This window comes from Thermoanaerobacter brockii subsp. finnii Ako-1 (genome assembly GCF_000175295.2).
GTDB lineage: Bacteria > Bacillota > Thermoanaerobacteria > Thermoanaerobacterales > Thermoanaerobacteraceae > Thermoanaerobacter > Thermoanaerobacter pseudethanolicus.
The window spans coordinates 2,233,692-2,252,500 of the sequence record NC_014964.1 but is presented as its reverse complement, the minus strand read 5'-3'; the positions used below and the strand labels follow the sequence as shown (position 1 = coordinate 2,252,500).

Here is an 18,809-nt window from a genome sequence, read left to right as displayed (position 1 = left end):
AAAAGATGATATAATACGTGTCCACTTGAGTGCCGGGGGTTAGGGCCCACCGTAGAAGTGAGTGAGTACTCTAGGCGAACGGATCTGGAAAGGCCGGCCGAAGAAGGTGAAAGCCCTGTAGTCGAAAGGGGAAAGCTTGCTGGTGGGGACCAGAGTACCACGGGATAGGCGACCCTGTGGGAAGGCGGGAGGACCACCTCCTAAGGCTAAATACTCCCAAGTGACCGATAGCGGATAGTACCGTGAGGGAAAGGTGAAAAGAACCCCGGGAGGGGAGTGAAAGAGAACCTGAAACCATATGCCTACAAGCAGTCAGAGTCCGGCACTCAACCTAGTGTTTACTGGGTGAATAGAGTAAGAGGGATAGAAAGAGGTAGAAGTAGTTAAGAGAAGAGTAAGCACTAAGTTGAGTGCCGGATGATGGCGTACTTTTTGTAGAACGGGCCGGCGAGTTACGGTAGCAAGCGAGGTTAAGCGAAAAGCGGAGCCGAAGCGAAAGCGAGTCCGAAGAGGGCGGGAGTTTGCTGCCGTAGACCCGAAACCGTGCGACCTACCCATGGCCAGGGTGAAGCCGGAGTAAGATCTGGTGGAGGCCCGAACCACGTTGGCGTTGAAAAGCCATGGGATGAGCTGTGGGTAGAGGTGAAATGCCAATCGAGCACGGAGATAGCTGGTTCTCCCCGAAATAGCTTTAGGGCTAGCCTCAGGGTAGAACCTATGGAGGTAGAGCACTGAATGGGCTAGGGGCCAAGTAGGTTACCGAACCCTATCAAACTCCGAATGCCATAGGGAGGAACCTGGGAGTCAGACTACGAGTGATAAGATCCGTAGTCGAGAGGGGAACAGCCCAGACCTCCAGCTAAGGTCCCGAAGGGCATGTTAAGTGGTAAAGGAAGTGGGACTTCGGAGACAACCAGGATGTTGGCTTAGAAGCAGCCATACATTTAAAGAGTGCGTAACAGCTCACTGGTCGAGAGGTCCTGCGCCGAAAATGAACGGGGCTCAAACATGCCACCGAAGCTGGGGCTAAACAGAAGTCAGATGTGAGAGGTCAGAGGTGAGAAAATGATAAAGACGTATAAGGATCTCAGAATATATCAACAATCATACAAGCTAAGCATAGAGATACACAAGCTAACCCAGAACTATCCTGGGTATGAAAGATACGAATTAGGGAGTCAACTAAGAAGGGCAGCAACATCAATACCGTTAAATATAGCCGAAGGATATGGAAAGAAAGAATCAGAGGCAGATTTTAAGAGGTATTTAAAGATAGCGCTTGGATCAAGCAATGAAATAGAAGTATTACTAGACTTAAGTTATGACTTAGGATATATAGATAAGACATTGCATAACGAACTAATAGAAGAATACACAGCTTTAAGGAAGCAAATATACACGATGATAAAGAAGTGGAGAGTATCCGACATCTGACTTCCGACATCTGACTTCTGTTTGGGGTAGGGGAGCGTACTGTACGGGTAGAAGGCAAAGCGTAAGCTAAGCTGGACTGTACAGTAGAGAGAATGCCGGCATGAGTAACGAGAGTAAGGTGAGAAACCTTACCGCCGGAAGCCTGAGGTTTCCTGGGGAAGGGTAATCCACCCAGGGTAAGTCGGGGCCTAAGCCGAGGCGAGAGCGTAGGCGATGGGGAACCGGTAGAGAATCCGGTACCACCGAGGGCCGGTAAGAGAAGTGGGGACGCAGCGAGATAGGTGGAGCGTGCGGTTGGTAGGGCACGTCCAATCAGGCACCGAAGGGTACGTAGGCAAATCCGCGTACAGGCAGGGGTCTGAGAAGGGGAGCCGGAAGGCGAAGCCACCGAAGCAGCTGCCGAGAAAAGCCGCTATCGAGGTCCAAGGTGCCCGTACTGCAAACCGACACAGGTAGGCGAGGAGAGGATCCACAGGCGAGCGGGAGAACCCTCATTAAGGAACTCGGCAAAATGACTCCGTAACTTCGGGAGAAGGAGTGCCGAAAGGCCGCAGAGAAGAGGCCCAAGCGACTGTTTACCAAAAACACAGGTCTCTGCTAAGTCGGAAGACGAAGTATAGGGGCTGACGCCTGCCCGGTGCTGGAAGGTTAAGGGGAAGTGTGAGAGCACTGAACCGAAGCCCCAGTGAACGGCGGCCGTAACTATAACGGTCCTAAGGTAGCGAAATTCCTTGTCGGGTAAGTTCCGACCCGCACGAAAGGCGTAACGACTTGGGCGCTGTCTTGATGAGGGGCCCGGTGAAATTGTAGTACTCGTGAAGATGCGAGTTACCCGCGATTGGACAGAAAGACCCCGTGGAGCTTTACTGTAGCCTGTCACTGGATTTTGGTAATTCTTGTACAGGATAGGTGGGAGACGGAGAAGGTAGGGCGCCAGCCTTACTGGAGTCGGCGTTGGGATACCACCCTGGGATTACCGGAATTCTAACCTATAGCCGTGGAACCGGCGTAGGGACAATGGCAGGTGGGCAGTTTGACTGGGGCGGTCGCCTCCTAAAGGGTAACGGAGGCGCCCAAAGGTTACCTCAGCGCGGACGGGAATCGCGCGAGAGAGTGCAAAGGCAGAAGGTAGCCTGACTGCGAGAGAGACATCTCGAGCAGGGACGAAAGTCGGGCTTAGTGATCCGGCGGCAGTGAGTGGGAACGCCGTCGCTCAACGGATAAAAGCTACCCCGGGGATAACAGGCTGATCTCCCCCAAGAGTCCACATCGACGGGGAGGTTTGGCACCTCGATGTCGGCTCATCGCATCCTGGGGCTGAAGTAGGTCCCAAGGGTTGGGCTGTTCGCCCATTAAAGCGGTACGCGAGCTGGGTTCAGAACGTCGTGAGACAGTTCGGTCCCTATCCGTCGCGGGCGAAGGAAACTTGAGAGGCACTGCCCCTAGTACGAGAGGACCGGGGTGGACGAACCGATGGTGTACCAGTTGCACCGCCAGGTGCACAGCTGGGTAGCCAAGTTCGGAGGGGATAAACGCTGAAAGCATCTAAGCGTGAAGCCCGCCTCAAGATTAGGTTTCCCACCCGGCACTCAACTATACTTACTGGAGGAAGGCAAGATGTATTATGTGTATGTCCTGGCAAATGAAAAAGGAAAGATATATATAGGCTATACGTCTAATATAAAGGAAAGGTATTTAGCGCATCAACGAAAAGAAGTAAAGAGTACAAGAGAAGGAAAATGGAGATTAGTATACTATGAAGCATATAGAGATAAAAAAGATGCGTTGATAAGGGAGAAACATTTAAAAAAGTCAGGACAAGGGCGTAGATGGCTAAAAGAGAGGATAAAGAATAGTCTTTCCACTAGTGAGTAGAGTTGAGTGCCGGGGTAAGACACCTCGAAGACCACGAGGTAGATAGGCCGGGGGTGTAAGAGTGGAAACACTCTTAGCTGACCGGTACTAATCAGTCGAGGACTTGACCGAGAAGGCTTTGTGCAGTTTTGAGGGTCTAGATTTCCGGTGGCGATAGCGGAGGGGAAACACCCGTTCCCATTCCGAACACGGAAGTTAAGCCCTCCAGCGCCGATGGTACTGCTTTCGCGGGAGAGTAGGTCGCTGCCGGAATTAAAAATATTCCTCAGTAGCTCAATGGTGGAGCAACCGGCTGTTAACCGGTAGGCTGTAGGTTCGAGTCCTACCTGAGGAGCCAACTTTTAAGAGATGCGGATGTGGCTCAGCGGTAGAGCATCGGCTTCCCAAGCCGAGGATCGCGGGTTCGAATCCCGTCATCCGCTCCATAAGAAAATGAGAGGTTCTGCGAGGTAAATGCAGAACCTTTTTTAGTATTTTTTATTGATATTGACATAATTTTATTTTTTTATAAAATTACAAAAAGAAGTGTCAATTAATTTAGAAGGTGAAAGAGATGTTAAATGGCAAAGTAGCGATTGTAACTGGTGGTGCTGGGGATATAGGAAGAGAAATTTGTATAGAGCTTGCAAAAGAAGGGGCTTCTATAGCAATACATTATAATAACAGTTATGAGCAAGCTGTTAAATTAAGAGAGTATATAAAAAGCAATTTTAGTTATGCGGAAATTTTTAAAGCAGATATTTCAAACAGACAGCAGGTAGACAATATGATTGATAGTATTTATAATAAATTTGGTCGCATTGACTATCTTATAAATAATGCAGGAATTGCCCAAATCAAACCATTTATAGAAATAACAGAAGAAGATTGGGATAGGATGATGAATGTCAATTTAAAAGGTCTTTTCAATTGCACACAAAGTGTTTTGAGGCATATGTTGCCTCAAAAACATGGGAGCATAATAAACATTTCTTCAATTTGGGGTATTTCCGGTGCTTCCTGTGAAGTACATTATTCAGCATCTAAAGGAGGAATAATAGCTTTTACAAAGGCTTTGGCAAAAGAGTTAGGGCCTTCTAAAATAAGAGTTAATTGTATTGCTCCTGGAGTAATTGATACTCGAATGAACAACATTTTAAATAGGGAAGAAAAGAAACACTTAATTGAGGATATACCACTTATGAGTATAGGGAAACCTCAAGATGTAGCAAATGCTGTACTGTTTTTACTATCTGACAAGGCAAATTTTATAACAGGGCAAGTTATAACTGTAGATGGGGGATTTATATAACAAGGCTTTGGTGAAGGCCTTGCTTTTATATCGACTTTTTCAGGAAAGATAGCTCTTCTTCAGACAATTCTCTCCACTCCCCAGGTTTTAGATTTTCGTCAAGGGTGAGACTACCCATTGCCAATCTTTTGAGGTATATGACCTTTTTACCGACTGATTCAAACATCCTTTTTATTTGGTGATATTTTCCTTCTCTTATATAAACGTAAACTTTCGACACATCAGAAGAAGAAAAAAGAATTTCAAGGTTTGCGGGAAGAGTTTTATACCCATCTTCAAGTATAATGCCTTCATTGAAAGCTTTAATGTCGCTTTCATTGACAAAGCCTAATATTTCAGCATAATATTTTTTTATAACATTCTTTTTTGGTGATAAAAGCTGATGTGCCAAGTCTCCGTCATTAGTTATAAGAAGCAATCCTTCTGTATCTTTATCAAGTCTTCCTACGGGAAATGGATTTCGAGCTTTTAATTCTTGAGGAAGAAGGTCAATAACTGTTTTTTCAACTTCGTCATATGTGGCGCTAATAACTCCTTTTGGCTTATTTATCATGATATATATAAATTCTTTGTAATTGATCTTTTCACCATCAAATAAAATTTCATCAGATTCAGTATCTACAATTAAACCAGCATCTTTTACTGTATTTCCATTTACCAATACAAGACCTTCTTTAATGAATTTTTTAACTTCTTTTCTCGTACCAATGCCTATATTCGATAAAAGTTTATCTATTCTCATTTTTGCCATATAAATTACCTCCAAAAAGAGTCTATGATGTAATTATAACACGAAATTTTGTATTTTTAGAGTATATAATATTGGTTTATTCAATTCACTTTAAATTACTTGAATTATAAATTAGACAAAGTGCTGTGTTCTCTACTTTATTGTGAATATATTTCAAGTAATCGTTAAGATAAGATTATAACAAACAAAATTCAAGTAAAATCTATAATAATTCAAGTAAATTTTGCTTGATAATTAAATTCAAATGATTTATAATCTATTACAAGAAAACGATTTTTAGAGGTGTTAAGTTTGACGGCAATTAAAAGGAAAAAAGTGACCATGAAAGATATCGCTGAAAGGTTGAACTTATCAATTAATGCTGTGTCCCTGGCTTTAAATGACAAGGTGGGGGTGAGCGAAGAGACAAGGAAAATAGTTTTAAAAACAGCTGATGAAATGGGGTATTTTGATGAAAATCCCTCTTTTATTGCTAAAAATCACTTCAGGAATATTTGTCTATTGATTGAAGAGAGAAATTTCCGCGATACTCATTTTTATACAAAAGTAATTTTAGGTATAGAGAATGAAGCAAAGAAAAATAATTACGATATTTTAGTAAACTTCATGAATCAAGATGATTTTCAGGTACCTTCCAGTGTTGAAACGAGAAAAGTTTCAGGAATTTTAGTGGTTGGTACTATTAAAGATGAACATCTGGAAAAATTATTGAAGTATGATATACCAACTGTCCTTGTAGACCATGCTTCATTTACTATAAGTACAGATGCTGTATTAACTCAAAATATGCCTGGAACATATATGGCAACACAATATCTTATTCGAAAAGGACATACTCAAATAGGTTTTTTTGGTGAAATAGATTTTTCTTTAAGTTTTAAAGAAAGATGGTTAGGCTTTAACGAGGCGATGAGAAATGCAGGACTTAATGTAGATCCCATATTTAATGTAAATCCTGGATATTGTGTAATAGGACAGGTAGAACAATATGTTTTAAGCAAAAACTACAAAGAGGTAGCAAATATTATCTCAAAGTTAGATAAACTTCCTACTGCATGGGTATGCTCCAACGATAGTGCTGCTATTACCTTGTACAATGCATTGAGCATTTTGGGTATTAAAGTACCTGACGATATCTCTGTAGTTGGCTTTGATGATATTGATATATGTAACATTGTGACACCGCATTTGACTACTATCCGCATAAATAAAGAACTTATGGGAGAAAAAGCTGTAAAAAGACTTTTGTGGAGGATGGAAAATCCAAAAGAGCCCTGTGACCATATACGGATGGAGGTTAAGCTAATAGAAAGAGAGTCCGTTAAAGAGATTTATTAACCACGTTTCCAAATAATTTTTAAATATATTTTTAAGTAAAAAAGAGGGGAGAGGTTAAAAATGAGTAAAAAAATTAAAAAATTTATTGCACTGCTTGTAATTGTTTTCTTTACAGCAGGTATTTTTGTGGGGTGTGGGCAGTCAAATTCTACTCAACAGGAATCCCAAGAAGCAAAACAACAAGAAGAGGTAAAGAAGACAAGAGAACTTAGACTTGCGACGGATTGGCCCTATCCTTTCCACGGTAACCCATTTGGCCCAGGAGGTATAGGAGGAGCATGGTGGTTTGCTTATGAGCCTTTTGCCTATTATATTCCTCAAACAGGGGAATACATTCCGCGCTTAGCTGAAAGTTGGAAAGTAGAAGGAAATAAGGTTACAGTAAATCTTAGGAAAGATGCAAAGTTCAGCGATGGCGAACCTTTTACCTCAAAAGATGTGATAAATACGGTGAATTTAATACAGGCTATGTGGCAATGGCCTTATGACATTGAATCTGTAGAGGCTCCAGATGACAATACAGTTATTTTTACCCTTTCAAAGACAGCTTCCTCTTCTTTTGTACACACACTGCTTACAGATGGAGCTATGGCATCCTTAGCGCCTGTACATGTATATGGGGATTTTGCTAAATCTGCTCAGGAAGTGGCTGATTTAGGGAAAAAGATATTTTACTTACAAACAGAAGGCAAAACTGTGCCAGAGGATATGAAAGCAGAGTATGATAAAAAATCAGACGAATTAAGAAAACAAGTGAATGATTTTTCACCCTTTAAGACATTAGGAAAGTTACCGGTAGTTGGTGCTTTTGAACCTGTTAAAGTAACTCAATCAGAAATGGTATTGGAGGCAAATAAATACTATTGGGCTTATCCGCAAATGAAAATTGACAAAGTTGTGTTTAAGAAATGGTCTTCAAATGAATTTGTATGGGCTTCACTTATATCTAATGAAATTGATGCAGCTCATCCTTCTATGCCAAAAGATGTAGTAGAACAACTTTCAACATTGAATCCAAAATTAAATGTGCTTACTGTTTCTGACTTGTCCGACATAGCATTAGTATTTAATTTTAAGAAACCGCTCTTTCAAGATCTGAACTTAAGAAAAGCTATTGCTCATATATTAGATAGAGATAAAATTAGGGATGTCTCTGTATGGCAAGCAAATAGTTATGAAAATTACGCTGACGGTGTATTAAAGAGTATGGAAGCAAAATGGGTAACTCAAGATACATTGCAAAAACTTACAAAATATAACACGGATGTGGCAGCAGCAGAGGAGATTTTAAAGAATGCAGGCTACAAAAAAGTAGGAGATACCTGGCAACAACCTAACGGACAACCAGTGGCTTTCACTTTATCTGTATACGGACCTCATAACGATTGGGTATTGGCTGCAAAGGAAGTAGTTCAACAATTGAACAATTTTGGATTTAAAGTTGAAATGAAATTGATTCCTGAAGGTATGAGAGACCAAGTAATGAGAAGTGGAGATTACGATGTAGCTATTGAATTTGGTTCTGCATGGTGGGGTTATCCTCATCCTTTGACTGGGTATCAGAGGTTGTATGATGGAGACGTTTCTGCTATTACTAATTTCCCTGCAAAAGACAAATATCAAACTCCATGGGGAGAACTTTCCCCCTATGATTTGACACTTGAATTGCAGAAGAACCTGCAGGATGAGAACAAGGCAATGGAAATAATTCAGCAATTAGCCTATATTACTAATGAGTATTTGCCTGTGATACCGCTATATGAGAAAGTACTGCCCATTTATTACAATGATGGTTATAGAGTTAAAGGATGGCCTGCAGAAGATGATGCTATATGGTCTTTAGCACCAGGTGGAATTGAAAGGGTATACGATTTATTGATTACTACAGGTAAATTAGTTCCAGCAAAATAATAGGCGGGGGTAAAGATGAATTATTTTATAAATAAAACCTTGTATTTATTAATAGTGTTTGTAATTGCCATAAGTGGGGTATTTGTACTGGTAAACAATATGCCAGGGGACCCCGCTTATGGCCTGGCTGTTTCTATTGCTCAACAGAGGAATATGCAGATAGAGCAAGCTTTAGAAATATCCCATAAGATGATGGGGATAGACCCTCATGAATCGATATTTATAAGATATGGAAAATTTGTGTCAAATCTATTAAAAGGCAACTTTGGGTATTCTGCTTTTTATAACACAAGTGTAAATGAAATAATTGCAGAATCGCTACCATGGACTCTTTTTGTAATTTCTTTAGCTACTTTTTTGAGTTTTACAATAGGAATATTTTTAGGAGCTTTTGCAGCACAAAAAAGAGCTACAATTACAGAAGGAATTATTTCTACAGTTTCGAGTATAATACAAGCCATACCTCCTTTTATACTAGCGGTTTTAATTTTGTTTGTATTTTCAGTTAGATTAAAAGTATTGCCGCTAGGAGGCGCTTATCCTGTTGATATAGAGCCTTCTTTCTCCCTTGAGTTTATTTCGAAAATATTTTTACATGCTTTAGGCCCAATGCTTGCAATTGCAATACCTCAAATGGCTTCTTGGACTTTAGCTATGAGAGGTAACACTTCCCAAATAATGGAGGAGGATTTTATAAGGTTTGCAGAGGCAAGAGGCTTAAGAGATTCTGTAATTGCAGCAAAATATGTGAGAAATAATGCGATGTTGCCTTTAGTGGCAAGTTTAGCGATTAGTGTGGGATATATGTTAGGAGGCCAGACGTTGGTGGAATCTATTTTTAATTACCCGGGGATAGGATTTTATTTTGGCAAGGCTATAGCTGTTAGAGATTTTGGATTATTGACTGGATTGTTTACTCTAATTGTAATAGGAGTAATATTAGCAACTTTTATTGCAGATTTTGTTTATGCATTAATTGATCCGAGGGTGAAATTGAAATGAAAAAAGAAAATATTGCAAACTTTTATTATGATTACATTCAGCCTTTATTAACAAATAAAAAATCTTTAATTGGGTTAATGATATTGCTATTTTATATATTGATGGCTACAATAGGTCCTGTTGTAGTACCTTTAGATATGAATTCTAACTTTGCAGAAAGGTATCAAAAACCTTCTTTGAAACATCCTTTTGGGACAGACTATTTTGGAGTAGATATTTTCCAACAAATTGTACACGGTTCTAGGTCTGTTATTTCTCTTACTTTATTAGCAAGTTTTTTTGCTGTGCTAATAGGAACGGTTATTGGTGTTGCAAGAGGGTATTTAGAAGGGATTGCTGGTAAAATCATTGATGCTATTATTATGGTTTTTCTAGTAATTCCGTCATTTCCTGCTCTATTGATTCTAGCTGCTATATTTGTTAATTACAACCTTAATGTTGTTGAAATAGCTCTATTAGTTTCTATATGGTTATGGGCACCATTGGCGAAACAAATATCAGCTCAGGTTTTATCTATTAAATCAAAAGAATTCATAGAAGCGTCAAAAATGCTTAATATGCCGCTTAGTTATATTTTATTCAGTGATATTGCAAAACTTTTAATTCCTTATATTTTCATAAATTTTGTCATGCAGATAAAAGGAGCTATGGAGTTTTCAGTAGGACTTATGTTTTTAGGACTAGCCAAGTTTGATCCTACCCATTGGGGAATCATGTTAAATTATGCTTTATACCAAGCGGGAGCCTTGTATACTGCTAAAGGGTTTCACTATTTATTCTTTATAATTTTAAATATAGTATTACTAATTTACGGCGGAATATTGTTATCACAAGGGGTTGAAGAAGTTTTCAACCCACGGCTTAGGGGGAATGAATAAGTTGAATCCAATAATAAAAGTAGAAAATTTAAAAGCAGTATATCTTGTGAGAGAAGGTACGATTAAAGCAGCAGACGGTATTTCTTTTGAGGTTCCAGAAAATTCAGTTACAGCTATTGTAGGGGAGAGTGCTTCTGGTAAGAGTACAATTATAGAAGCCATGACGAAGACACTACCTCCAAATGGAAGAATTTTATCAGGAAAAGTTTTATACAATGGAAAAGACATATTGACTCTAAGTAATGAAGAGTTAAGAAAAATAAAATGGAAAGAAATTGCGTTAGTACCTCAGGCAGCTCAGCAATCTTTAAATCCTACAATGAAGATAATTGACCATTTTAAAGACACAGTAGAAGCTCATAGGGTAAATTGGAGTCACAATGAGTTAATTAAAAAAGCTTCAGAAAAATTAAAAATGGTAAGATTAAATCCAGAGGTGGTTTTATACGCTTATCCTTTGCAACTTTCAGGAGGAATGAAACAAAGAGTTTTAATTGCTTTAGCGCTTTTAATGGAACCTAAAGTTTTAATATTAGATGAGCCTACTTCTGCATTAGATGTTCTTACACAAGCCCATATTATTCAACTTTTAAAAGAATTAAAGAAAATGCTAAATATTACTCTTATTTTTGTTACCCACGACATAGCAGTAGCAGCCGAATTAGCGGATAATGTTGCAGTTATTTATGGTGGAAATCTGATAGAATATAATTCAACATTTCAAATTTTCAAAAATCCATTACATCCCTATACAAATGGATTGATAAATTCTATTATGGCAGTAAATGCAGATATGTCAAAAGTTAAGCCGATTCCGGGAGACCCTCCAAGTTTATTGAATCCTCCTTCTGGATGTAGATTTCATCCAAGATGTGAGCATGCGATGGAGATATGCAAGAAGGAAAAGCCGCAATTAATTGAGACAGAAAACGGAGCACAAGTAGCATGTTACTTGTATAAGGAAGGAGGAAGGTGAAATGAAACAAGTGATAAAAATAGATCATATTAGTAAAATCTTTTCACGAGGGTTTTTTAAAAAACAGCATAAACTTGTTCTCAGTGATATAAATTTAGAAATTTCACAAGGAGATAGATTAGTTATTGTTGGCGAAAGTGGAATGGGCAAAACTACCTTAGCGCGAATTATGGCTAATTTAGAATTGCCTTCTGAAGGTGAAGTTCTTTGGTTTGAAAAAAATATACAGAAACTGAGGGAAAAAGAAAAAAAATTATTAAGAGGTAAAGTACAATATATTCATCAGGACCCTTATGCTTCCTTACATCCGGCTAAAACTATCTATAAAATAATCGCAGACCCTCTTAGAAATGCTCAAAAAATTAATAGGAAAGAGGTATATGAAAAGACAAAACAATTACTGGAAAAAGTAGGTTTAACTCCTGCAGAATATTTTTTCAATAAATATCCTCACCACTTATCAGGAGGAGGACGTCAGAGACTTGCAATTGCAAGGGCTTTAACGACGGAACCTCAAGTGATAATTGCTGATGAACCGATTAGTATGATTGATATGTCATTGAGGGCAGCAATAATTAAACTTTTTAAAGACTTAAATGATTTATACGGTATTGCCGTTATACTTGTTTTGCATGACATTGGAGCAGCAAAATATTTTACCTATGAAAAGGGAGAAATTGCGGTATTGTATGGGGGCAAAATAGTCGAAAAAGGAAAAGGTAGAGAAGTTTTAACTAATCCAGTTCATCCTTATACTAAAGTATTAATAAATTCCAGCCCCATTGCTGACCCTGAAATAGCTAGGAATAGAGTGGTGGAACAATTAAGGTCTTATGAAGTTCCTGTGCGAACACCAGAAAGCAAGGGGTGTCCTTTTGCTCATGCATGTAATTATTATACAGAAAAGTGCTTAGAGGAAGACCCTCAACTCATTGTTATCGATTCAAGTCATGAAGTAGCATGTCATGTTTTTAGTAAATAAGGGTGAAAAATATGAAAAATAAATTTTATATGTTTCTTTCAATATTGGTAATAGTACTGGCTCTTATTTGGATAAGTTTTTTTCAAAAAAATGGCGTAGAGTTAGTATTAGTGGTGTTATCATTGGGATTTTCTGTTTTCACTATATTATTGATACTTTTATATGAGAAAAAGAAAAAATAGTACGACGGAGGTAGAAAAATGGCAAAATTTGCAGATGAATTTATAATAGGAGCTAATTATTGGCCAAGAAATCACGGCATTGAAATGTGGAAAGAGTGGAATTATGATGAGATAAAAAGTGAATTTATTGAGGCGAAAAGCTTAGGCATTAATGTAATGAGAATAAATCTTTTTTGGGAGGATTTCCAGCCAAAGCCTGATGTAATATCAGAGGAAGCGGTGAAAAAGTTTGACGAGCTTATTAAGATATGTCATGAAGTCGATATGAAAATCGCGCCTACTTTTTTTGTGGGGCATATGAGCGGTGAGAATTGGGATGTGCCGTGGAGAGAAGGTAGGAATATATACAGTGATTCATTTATGTTGAGGTATCAAATTAAATTGGTACGCTTTTTTGCTGAGAGGTACAAAGATGAATCTGCTATTTTGTTTTGGGACCTTTCAAATGAGCCAGATAATTATGTAAAAGCAGAGTCAAGACATGATGCTTGGCTGTGGAACTATGTCTTATCAAATGAGATAAAAAAATACGACAAAAATCATCCCGTAACGCTTGGAATACACCAGGCATCTCTTCTTACTGATAATAATTTTTATCCTGAAGACATGCAAGAAGGCAACGATTTTCTATGTATGCACGCATATCCAATTTATACAGATACATGTATAGACCCTGTAAATTCTATAAGAAGCACTTATATGGCACCTTTTGCTTCTAAACTCACCCAAGCTATGGGTGGCAAAGAAGTGCTACTGGAGGAATTTGGTGCAACTACACTTATGATGAGTGAAGATATAGAGGGAGATTATTACAAGGTGGTTCTGTATAGCCTTCTTGCGAATGAATCGATAGGTGCAATAGCCTGGTGCTTTGGAGATTTTTCTGTTGGCGAAAGGCTTCCCTATAATTCTACCCCCTTTGAAACGCAATTTGGTATAACAGCAGTTGATGGAAGAGTTAAAAAAGCAGGACTTGAAATAAAAGCTTATTCTGAATTTATGAATAGAATTGAGTATAAGGACTTAAAACACAAAAAGTGCGATGCCGCGATAATCATTCCGGATAAGTATTATAGTGCTTTATTTGTAGGTAACGATTATACTCCAGAGAGAAATTTTAGGATTCTTTTAAATAGTTTTATACTGGCAAAGGAAGCAGGTATAGACGTTGAATTGGCAAGAGCTGATGGAGATTTTAGTAAGTATAAAATGCTTATACTGCCTTCCGCTTATAGAAAAGGGCATTTAAATTATGACCAATGGGTAAAAATTATGGATTTTGTTAAAAATGGTGGCACTTTGTATGTATCATACGATGGAATTTCTTTAGAAGGTTTTGATGAGGTTTTTGGAGTTAAAACGCAATATTCTATGGTGCCCAAAAATGAGACAGTATCAATGCATTGTGAAGAACTTGGAATTGATTTAAATTATAAAGCTCTTAAATTTAATAAAAGACTTATTGCAAAACCGACAACGGGCCGTGTAATTGCAAATGATGATGAGAATAACCCGGCAATAGTTGTGAATAAATATGGCGAAGGGAATGCTATTCTTGTTACGTATCCTATTGAGCTCTATTTAAGTTATATGCCCGATGTATATAAGACTGACAGGTCTTATTTGATTTATAAGTATGCTAAAGAGCTGAGCGGAATAGAATACAACGTAAAAGTAGAATCTCCTTATATTGAAGTAAAAGAGTTTGATTATGGCGGGAAAACCCTTGTGCTCTTTATAAATCATGAAGACATAGATATTCATACTAAAATAAGAATAAGTAGAAAAACAAAAAATAATGAGAAAATACAAGATTTAATTAGCGGAAGACAGATTAATTTAGAAAATTTCACAATAGAGGCTAATGGAGTAGTTGCAATTTTGCTGGAAAAGGGGTTATAAAGATGTTCAGGCTAACAAGACTTAGTAACAAACCTATATTGTCGCCAATAAAAGAGCATGAATGGGAAAAGGAGGCTGTTTTTAATGCAGCAGTAATTTATGAAGGTAATAAATTTCACTTGTTTTACAGAGCTTCTAATAATAAATTCGTTTTGAATACTGAAAAGCCAGAAGAAAAATATAAATTTGTATCCTCTATTGGATATGCTGTAAGTGAAGATGGTATAAATTTTGAAAGATTTGACAAACCTGTTTTAGTAGGTGAGATTCCGCAAGAAGCTTGGGGAGTAGAGGACCCAAGGATTACAAAAATAGACAATAAGTATTACATGCTCTATACAGGTTTTGGAGGAAGGGACTGGTTGGATTTTAGAATATGTATGGTTTGGTCTGATGATTTAAAAAATTGGAAAGGACACAGAATTGTTCTTGATGAACCCAATAAAGATGCGGCGCTTTTATCCGAAAAAATAAATGGTAAGTATGTGCTTTTCCATAGAAGAATGCCCGATATTTGGATTGCTTATTCTGATGATTTAGTAAATTGGTATAACCATAAGATTATAATGTCCCCTAAATCTCACACATGGGAGTCAAAGAAAATTGGCATAGCAGGACCTCCTATAAAAAGAGAAGATGGATGGCTTTTAATATATCACGGGGTGGATAACAACAATGTGTACAGACTTGGTGTAGCTCTTTTAGACTTAAAGGACCCATCAAAGGTTATTGCGAGACAAAAAGAGCCTATTTTAGAGCCAGAGCTTGATTGGGAAATAAATGGGCTGGTACCTAATGTGGTGTTTAGCTGCGGTGCAGTTGAAGTGAATGACATGTATTATGTGTATTATGGAGCAGCAGATACCCATATAGGTGTAGCAGTCATTGAAAAAGAAAAAGTAAAATTTTAAAAGGAGTGTATGGAGTGATAAAATTAAAGAGATTATCAGATAAGCCGGTATTGATGCCAAAAGCAGAAAATGAATGGGAAAGAGCAGCAGTTTTTAACACTGCAGCAATTTATGACAATGGACTGTTTCACTTGATTTACAGAGCTACTGACATTGGACCTCACGCCAAATATGGGAAATATATTTCTCGCTTGGGATATGCAGTTAGCAAAGACGGAATTAATTTTATGAGATTAGACAAACCAGTGATGAGCAATGAGACAGAACAAGAGCTCAGAGGATTAGAAGACCCAAGGATAGTCAAAATTGACGGCATTTATTATATGATGTACACAGGTTTTGGAGACAGATTTCAAGATGACTATAGGATCTGTTTGGCTACCTCCAAAAACCTTATAGATTGGGAGAGAAAAGGAGTAGTTTTAGATGAACCTAATAAAGACGCCTCTTTATTTCCTGAAAAAATTAATGGTAAATATGTGATGTTGCACAGGAGATATCCCGACATTTGGATAGCATTTTCTGATGATTTAAAAAATTGGTACGACCATAAACCAATACTAAAACCTATTCCAAATACATGGGAGAGTGCGAGAGTAGGAATTGGAGGGCCTCCTATTAAGACAAAGGACGGTTGGTTTTTGATATACCATGCAGCTGATGACAATAATGTGTATAGATTGGGAGCAGTCCTTTTAGATTTAGAAGATCCATCAAAGGTTATTGCAAGGCAAAAAGAACCTATCTTAGAGCCAGAACTGGGTTGGGAAAAAGAAGGATACATCCCTAATGTTGTATTTAGTTGTGGTAATGCAGTAAAAGATGATACTATTTACGTTTATTATGGGGGTGCGGATACTGTTATAGGCGTGGCGATATTAGAAATGAAGGATATCAAATTTTAGCAGGCTTTTAAAAGGCCTGTTTTTTATTTACAGAAAAGTACTTGACATACCAAAAAGGATTAATTATAATACTTATTAGCAGCCGAATTTCAAGAGTGCTAATATATTTCTCCTCTTCTTAGTTTTTATCGCTCTTATAAATTATATCACTTGTATCACGCCCTTCTTTTGTTTTTAAGTTTAATTTTTGAAAAACTTCATAAAGGAGGGGTCTTTTATGAAGGCATTGCTATTGGCAGGAGGTTTGGGAACAAGGCTAAGACCTCTTACAGATGACCTGCCAAAACCAATGGTTCCTATCATGGGAAGACCTCTTTTAGGAAGGATTATTTTAAACCTTAAAAAAAGTGGAGTAGATGAAATTGTAATAAGTACTTATTATAAGTCTCAGTACATTGAAGACTACTTCAAACAAAAAGAGGACTTAGGTGTAAAAATACACTTCATTACAGAAGAGTCCCCTTTAGGGACTGGTGGAGCAATAAAAAACGCCGAAAAATTTTTTGATGATACTTTCCTCATTTTAAACTCTGATATTGTCAGTGATATTGACTATGCAGATTTGATAAAATACCACAAGAGAAGAAGAGCTCAAGTAACTATTGCATCTATTGAAGTAAGAGATACTTCTCAGTACGGAGTTATAGAATTTGATGAAAAAGGCTTTATAACTGCTTTCAAAGAAAAGCCCAAACCAGGCGAGAGCAATTCTAAATATATTAACGCAGGAGTATATGTATTTGAACCTGAGGTGCTAAAAGAAATTCCTGAAAATACAGTGATATCTGTAGAAAGAGAGACATATCCCAAACTTTTGGAAAAAGGGTATAGAATGGCTATTTATAAATTTAACGGCTACTGGATAGATATAGGTACAATAGACAAATACAAAAAAGTTCATGAGGACATTTTAAAAGGAAAATCAAGATTTGTAAGTACTACTTCCTCAAGAGGCATAATTTTAGGAGACAATGTTAAAATTCATCCTACCGCAAGAGTGATAGGACCTGCTTATATTGGAAATAATACTGAAATTGATGCCTATGCTACAGTTGGTCCGTATACAGTAATTGGGAATAACTGTCGAATAGGTCAAGAGAGCAAAGTATCCCAAAGTGTATTGTGGGATAATGTAAAAGTCCGCAGGTTTGCAAGATTAGACAATGCAGTTGTAACTTCAGAATGTATAGTAGAGGTGAATATGGAAATTAAAAATACAGTGTTTACACCTAATAGATTAGCAAGTACTACAATGACAACTTAATACTAAACAAACTAAGAAGGGGGCGTGATATGATGAGCGTATTGGGGAGAAATGTAGCATTTTTGAGTACTTATCCACCAAGAGAATGTGGCATTGCTACTTTTACTCAAGATTTAGTTAATGAAATAAAAAAGATAAAACTTATTAATTTTGCAGGAGTAATTGCAATAAATGATAATAAAACTTATGAATATGACAGCGATGTTAAATATCAGTTACAACAATTTGTAAGAGAAGATTATGTAAGATTAGCCCATGAATTAAATGAATCTGACATAGATTTGCTCATTATAGAGCATGAATACGGAATATTTGGAGGAGAAAGTGGAGAATACTTATTAGATTTGGTAGACAATTTAAATATACCCTTTGTTTTGACAGTCCACACAGTATTATCAAATCCAAATGAAAAACAACTTATGATACTTAGAGAATTAGGGGAAAAAAGCGTTAAAGTAGTTACAATGGCTAAAAATACTATACCACTTCTTGAAAAGATATATCACATACCCTCCTGTAAAATCACAGTGATTCCTCATGGAGTTCCCAATTTTCCAGTATTACCTAAGGAAACATTGAAAGAAAGATATGGCTTTAAAGGGAGAAGAATAATAAGCACTTTTGGTCTTATAAATCCTGGTAAAGGAATAGAGTACGGTATAGAAGCAATAAGTATGGTAGCAAAAAAATACAAAGATGTATTATACCTAATTTTAGGGCAAACCCATCCAAACATAAAGAGAGAATTTGGGGAAGAGTATAGGGAGAAACTTCAAAAACTAGTCCATGACCTTGGAGTAGAAGACAATGTAAAATTTGTGGATAAATATCTTAGGAAGAAAGAGATTTTGGAGTATTTGAAGATGTCAGATATATATATGACTCCATACTTAAACAAAGAACAAGCTGTAAGCGGTACTTTAGCATATGCAGCAGGTTTAGGGAAAGTGATTATTTCCACTCCTTATATGTACGCTGAAGAAATTTTAGGAGAAGGAAGAGGATTGCTTGCTAATTTCCGTGATGCAAAGTCTTTAGCTAAACATATTGAGTATATATTTGAAAACCCTGAGAAAAGGCTGCAGATAGAGGCAGAAATTAAAAAATTAGGGAATACAATGATGTGGAATAACGTTGCTTACAGATATGTCATAATGATTTTGTCTGTATTGGACATTAAATCAAGGGAGGAAGTTGTGATATAGAG

Annotated in this window: 13 protein-coding genes, 2 tRNA genes and 2 rRNA genes (1 of these 17 only partly in view); 16 read left to right on the top strand and 1 reads right to left on the bottom strand. The window is 37.6% G+C overall.

Annotation, left to right across the window (positions count from 1 at the left end; translation table 11 throughout):
- The 5 genes from THEBR_RS11100 to ymfI all read left to right on the top strand — a co-directional run.
- Window positions 1–3,420: ribosomal RNA gene (locus tag THEBR_RS11100) — 23S ribosomal RNA — on the top strand (it extends 310 nt beyond the left edge of the window).
- A 32-nt stretch (window positions 3,421–3,452) separates the two neighbouring features.
- Window positions 3,453–3,561 (top strand): 5S ribosomal RNA (rrf, locus tag THEBR_RS11095).
- A 10-nt stretch (window positions 3,562–3,571) separates the two neighbouring features.
- Window positions 3,572–3,646: transfer RNA gene (locus THEBR_RS11090), tRNA-Asn, on the top strand.
- A 13-nt stretch (window positions 3,647–3,659) separates the two neighbouring features.
- Window positions 3,660–3,734, top strand: a tRNA-Gly gene (locus THEBR_RS11085).
- Between the two features lie 128 nt (window positions 3,735–3,862).
- A complete protein-coding gene (ymfI, locus tag THEBR_RS11080) occupies window positions 3,863–4,600 on the top strand; it encodes an elongation factor P 5-aminopentanone reductase (protein WP_004404564.1) in 738 nt (245 codons plus the stop codon).
- Window positions 4,601–4,625: 25 nt separating this feature from the next.
- On the opposite strand, the gene THEBR_RS11075 is transcribed toward ymfI, so the two are convergent.
- Complete coding sequence (locus THEBR_RS11075) at window positions 4,626–5,351, bottom strand: pseudouridine synthase (RefSeq protein WP_004404565.1); 726 nt, start codon at window positions 5,349–5,351, stop codon at window positions 4,626–4,628.
- A gap of 291 nt (window positions 5,352–5,642) precedes the next feature.
- On the opposite strand from THEBR_RS11075, the gene THEBR_RS11070 reads away from it, so the two are divergent.
- From THEBR_RS11070 to THEBR_RS11020, 11 genes are all read left to right on the top strand, one after another.
- Window positions 5,643–6,689 carry a LacI family DNA-binding transcriptional regulator gene (locus THEBR_RS11070; protein ID WP_012269785.1) on the top strand — a complete coding sequence of 349 codons (1,047 nt, stop codon included), beginning with the start codon at window positions 5,643–5,645 and terminating at the stop codon, window positions 6,687–6,689.
- A gap of 60 nt (window positions 6,690–6,749) precedes the next feature.
- Complete coding sequence (locus tag THEBR_RS11065; protein WP_009052021.1) at window positions 6,750–8,600, top strand: ABC transporter substrate-binding protein; 1,851 nt, start codon at window positions 6,750–6,752, stop codon at window positions 8,598–8,600.
- A 15-nt stretch (window positions 8,601–8,615) separates the two neighbouring features.
- Entirely contained in the window at window positions 8,616–9,602 is a 987-nt protein-coding gene (locus THEBR_RS11060; RefSeq protein WP_009052020.1) for an ABC transporter permease, read from the top strand.
- Window positions 9,599–10,480, top strand: coding sequence for an ABC transporter permease (locus THEBR_RS11055; protein WP_009052019.1), 882 nt, complete (start codon window positions 9,599–9,601; stop codon window positions 10,478–10,480). Before THEBR_RS11060 ends, THEBR_RS11055 begins: the two co-directional genes overlap by 4 nt.
- Window positions 10,473–11,456: an ABC transporter ATP-binding protein gene (locus tag THEBR_RS11050; RefSeq protein ID WP_244261794.1), complete on the top strand. Its 984-nt coding sequence runs from the start codon at window positions 10,473–10,475 to the stop codon at window positions 11,454–11,456. Before THEBR_RS11055 ends, THEBR_RS11050 begins: the two co-directional genes overlap by 8 nt.
- A 1-nt stretch (window position 11,457) precedes the next feature.
- Window positions 11,458–12,438: an ABC transporter ATP-binding protein gene (locus THEBR_RS11045; RefSeq protein ID WP_009052017.1), complete on the top strand. Its 981-nt coding sequence runs from the start codon at window positions 11,458–11,460 to the stop codon at window positions 12,436–12,438.
- Window positions 12,439–12,638: 200 nt separating this feature from the next.
- Window positions 12,639–14,522, top strand: coding sequence for a beta-galactosidase trimerization domain-containing protein (locus THEBR_RS11040; RefSeq protein WP_009052016.1), 1,884 nt, complete (start codon window positions 12,639–12,641; stop codon window positions 14,520–14,522).
- 2 nt (window positions 14,523–14,524) lie between these two features.
- A complete protein-coding gene (locus THEBR_RS11035) occupies window positions 14,525–15,433 on the top strand; it encodes a beta-1,2-mannobiose phosphorylase (protein ID WP_009052015.1) in 909 nt (302 codons plus the stop codon).
- A 14-nt stretch (window positions 15,434–15,447) separates the two neighbouring features.
- A complete protein-coding gene (locus THEBR_RS11030) occupies window positions 15,448–16,338 on the top strand; it encodes a beta-1,2-mannobiose phosphorylase (RefSeq protein WP_009052014.1) in 891 nt (296 codons plus the stop codon).
- A gap of 217 nt (window positions 16,339–16,555) precedes the next feature.
- Window positions 16,556–17,602: a nucleotidyltransferase family protein gene (locus tag THEBR_RS11025; RefSeq protein ID WP_003868607.1), complete on the top strand. Its 1,047-nt coding sequence runs from the start codon at window positions 16,556–16,558 to the stop codon at window positions 17,600–17,602.
- A 29-nt stretch (window positions 17,603–17,631) separates the two neighbouring features.
- Complete coding sequence (locus THEBR_RS11020; protein WP_012269784.1) at window positions 17,632–18,807, top strand: glycosyltransferase family 4 protein; 1,176 nt, start codon at window positions 17,632–17,634, stop codon at window positions 18,805–18,807.
- The last annotated feature ends 2 nt before the right edge of the window (window positions 18,808–18,809 follow it).

Bases quoted from the DNA above. Each gene is read 5' to 3' on its own strand.
- THEBR_RS11065 (WP_009052021.1), top strand. From the start codon at position 6,750: ATGAGTAAAAAAATTAAAAAATTTATTGCACTGCTTGTAATTGTTTTC.
- THEBR_RS11060 (WP_009052020.1), top strand. From the start codon at position 8,616: ATGAATTATTTTATAAATAAAACCTTGTATTTATTAATAGTGTTTGTA.
- THEBR_RS11020 (WP_012269784.1), top strand. From the start codon at position 17,632: ATGATGAGCGTATTGGGGAGAAATGTAGCATTTTTGAGTACTTATCCA.
- THEBR_RS11035 (WP_009052015.1), top strand. From the start codon at position 14,525: ATGTTCAGGCTAACAAGACTTAGTAACAAACCTATATTGTCGCCAATA.
- ymfI (WP_004404564.1), top strand. From the start codon at position 3,863: ATGTTAAATGGCAAAGTAGCGATTGTAACTGGTGGTGCTGGGGATATA.
- THEBR_RS11045 (WP_009052017.1), top strand. From the start codon at position 11,458: ATGAAACAAGTGATAAAAATAGATCATATTAGTAAAATCTTTTCACGA.
- THEBR_RS11040 (WP_009052016.1), top strand. From the start codon at position 12,639: ATGGCAAAATTTGCAGATGAATTTATAATAGGAGCTAATTATTGGCCA.
- THEBR_RS11075 (WP_004404565.1), bottom strand. From the start codon at position 5,351: ATGGCAAAAATGAGAATAGATAAACTTTTATCGAATATAGGCATTGGT.
- THEBR_RS11055 (WP_009052019.1), top strand. From the start codon at position 9,599: ATGAAAAAAGAAAATATTGCAAACTTTTATTATGATTACATTCAGCCT.
- THEBR_RS11025 (WP_003868607.1), top strand. From the start codon at position 16,556: ATGAAGGCATTGCTATTGGCAGGAGGTTTGGGAACAAGGCTAAGACCT.
- THEBR_RS11050 (WP_244261794.1), top strand. From the start codon at position 10,473: ATGAATAAGTTGAATCCAATAATAAAAGTAGAAAATTTAAAAGCAGTA.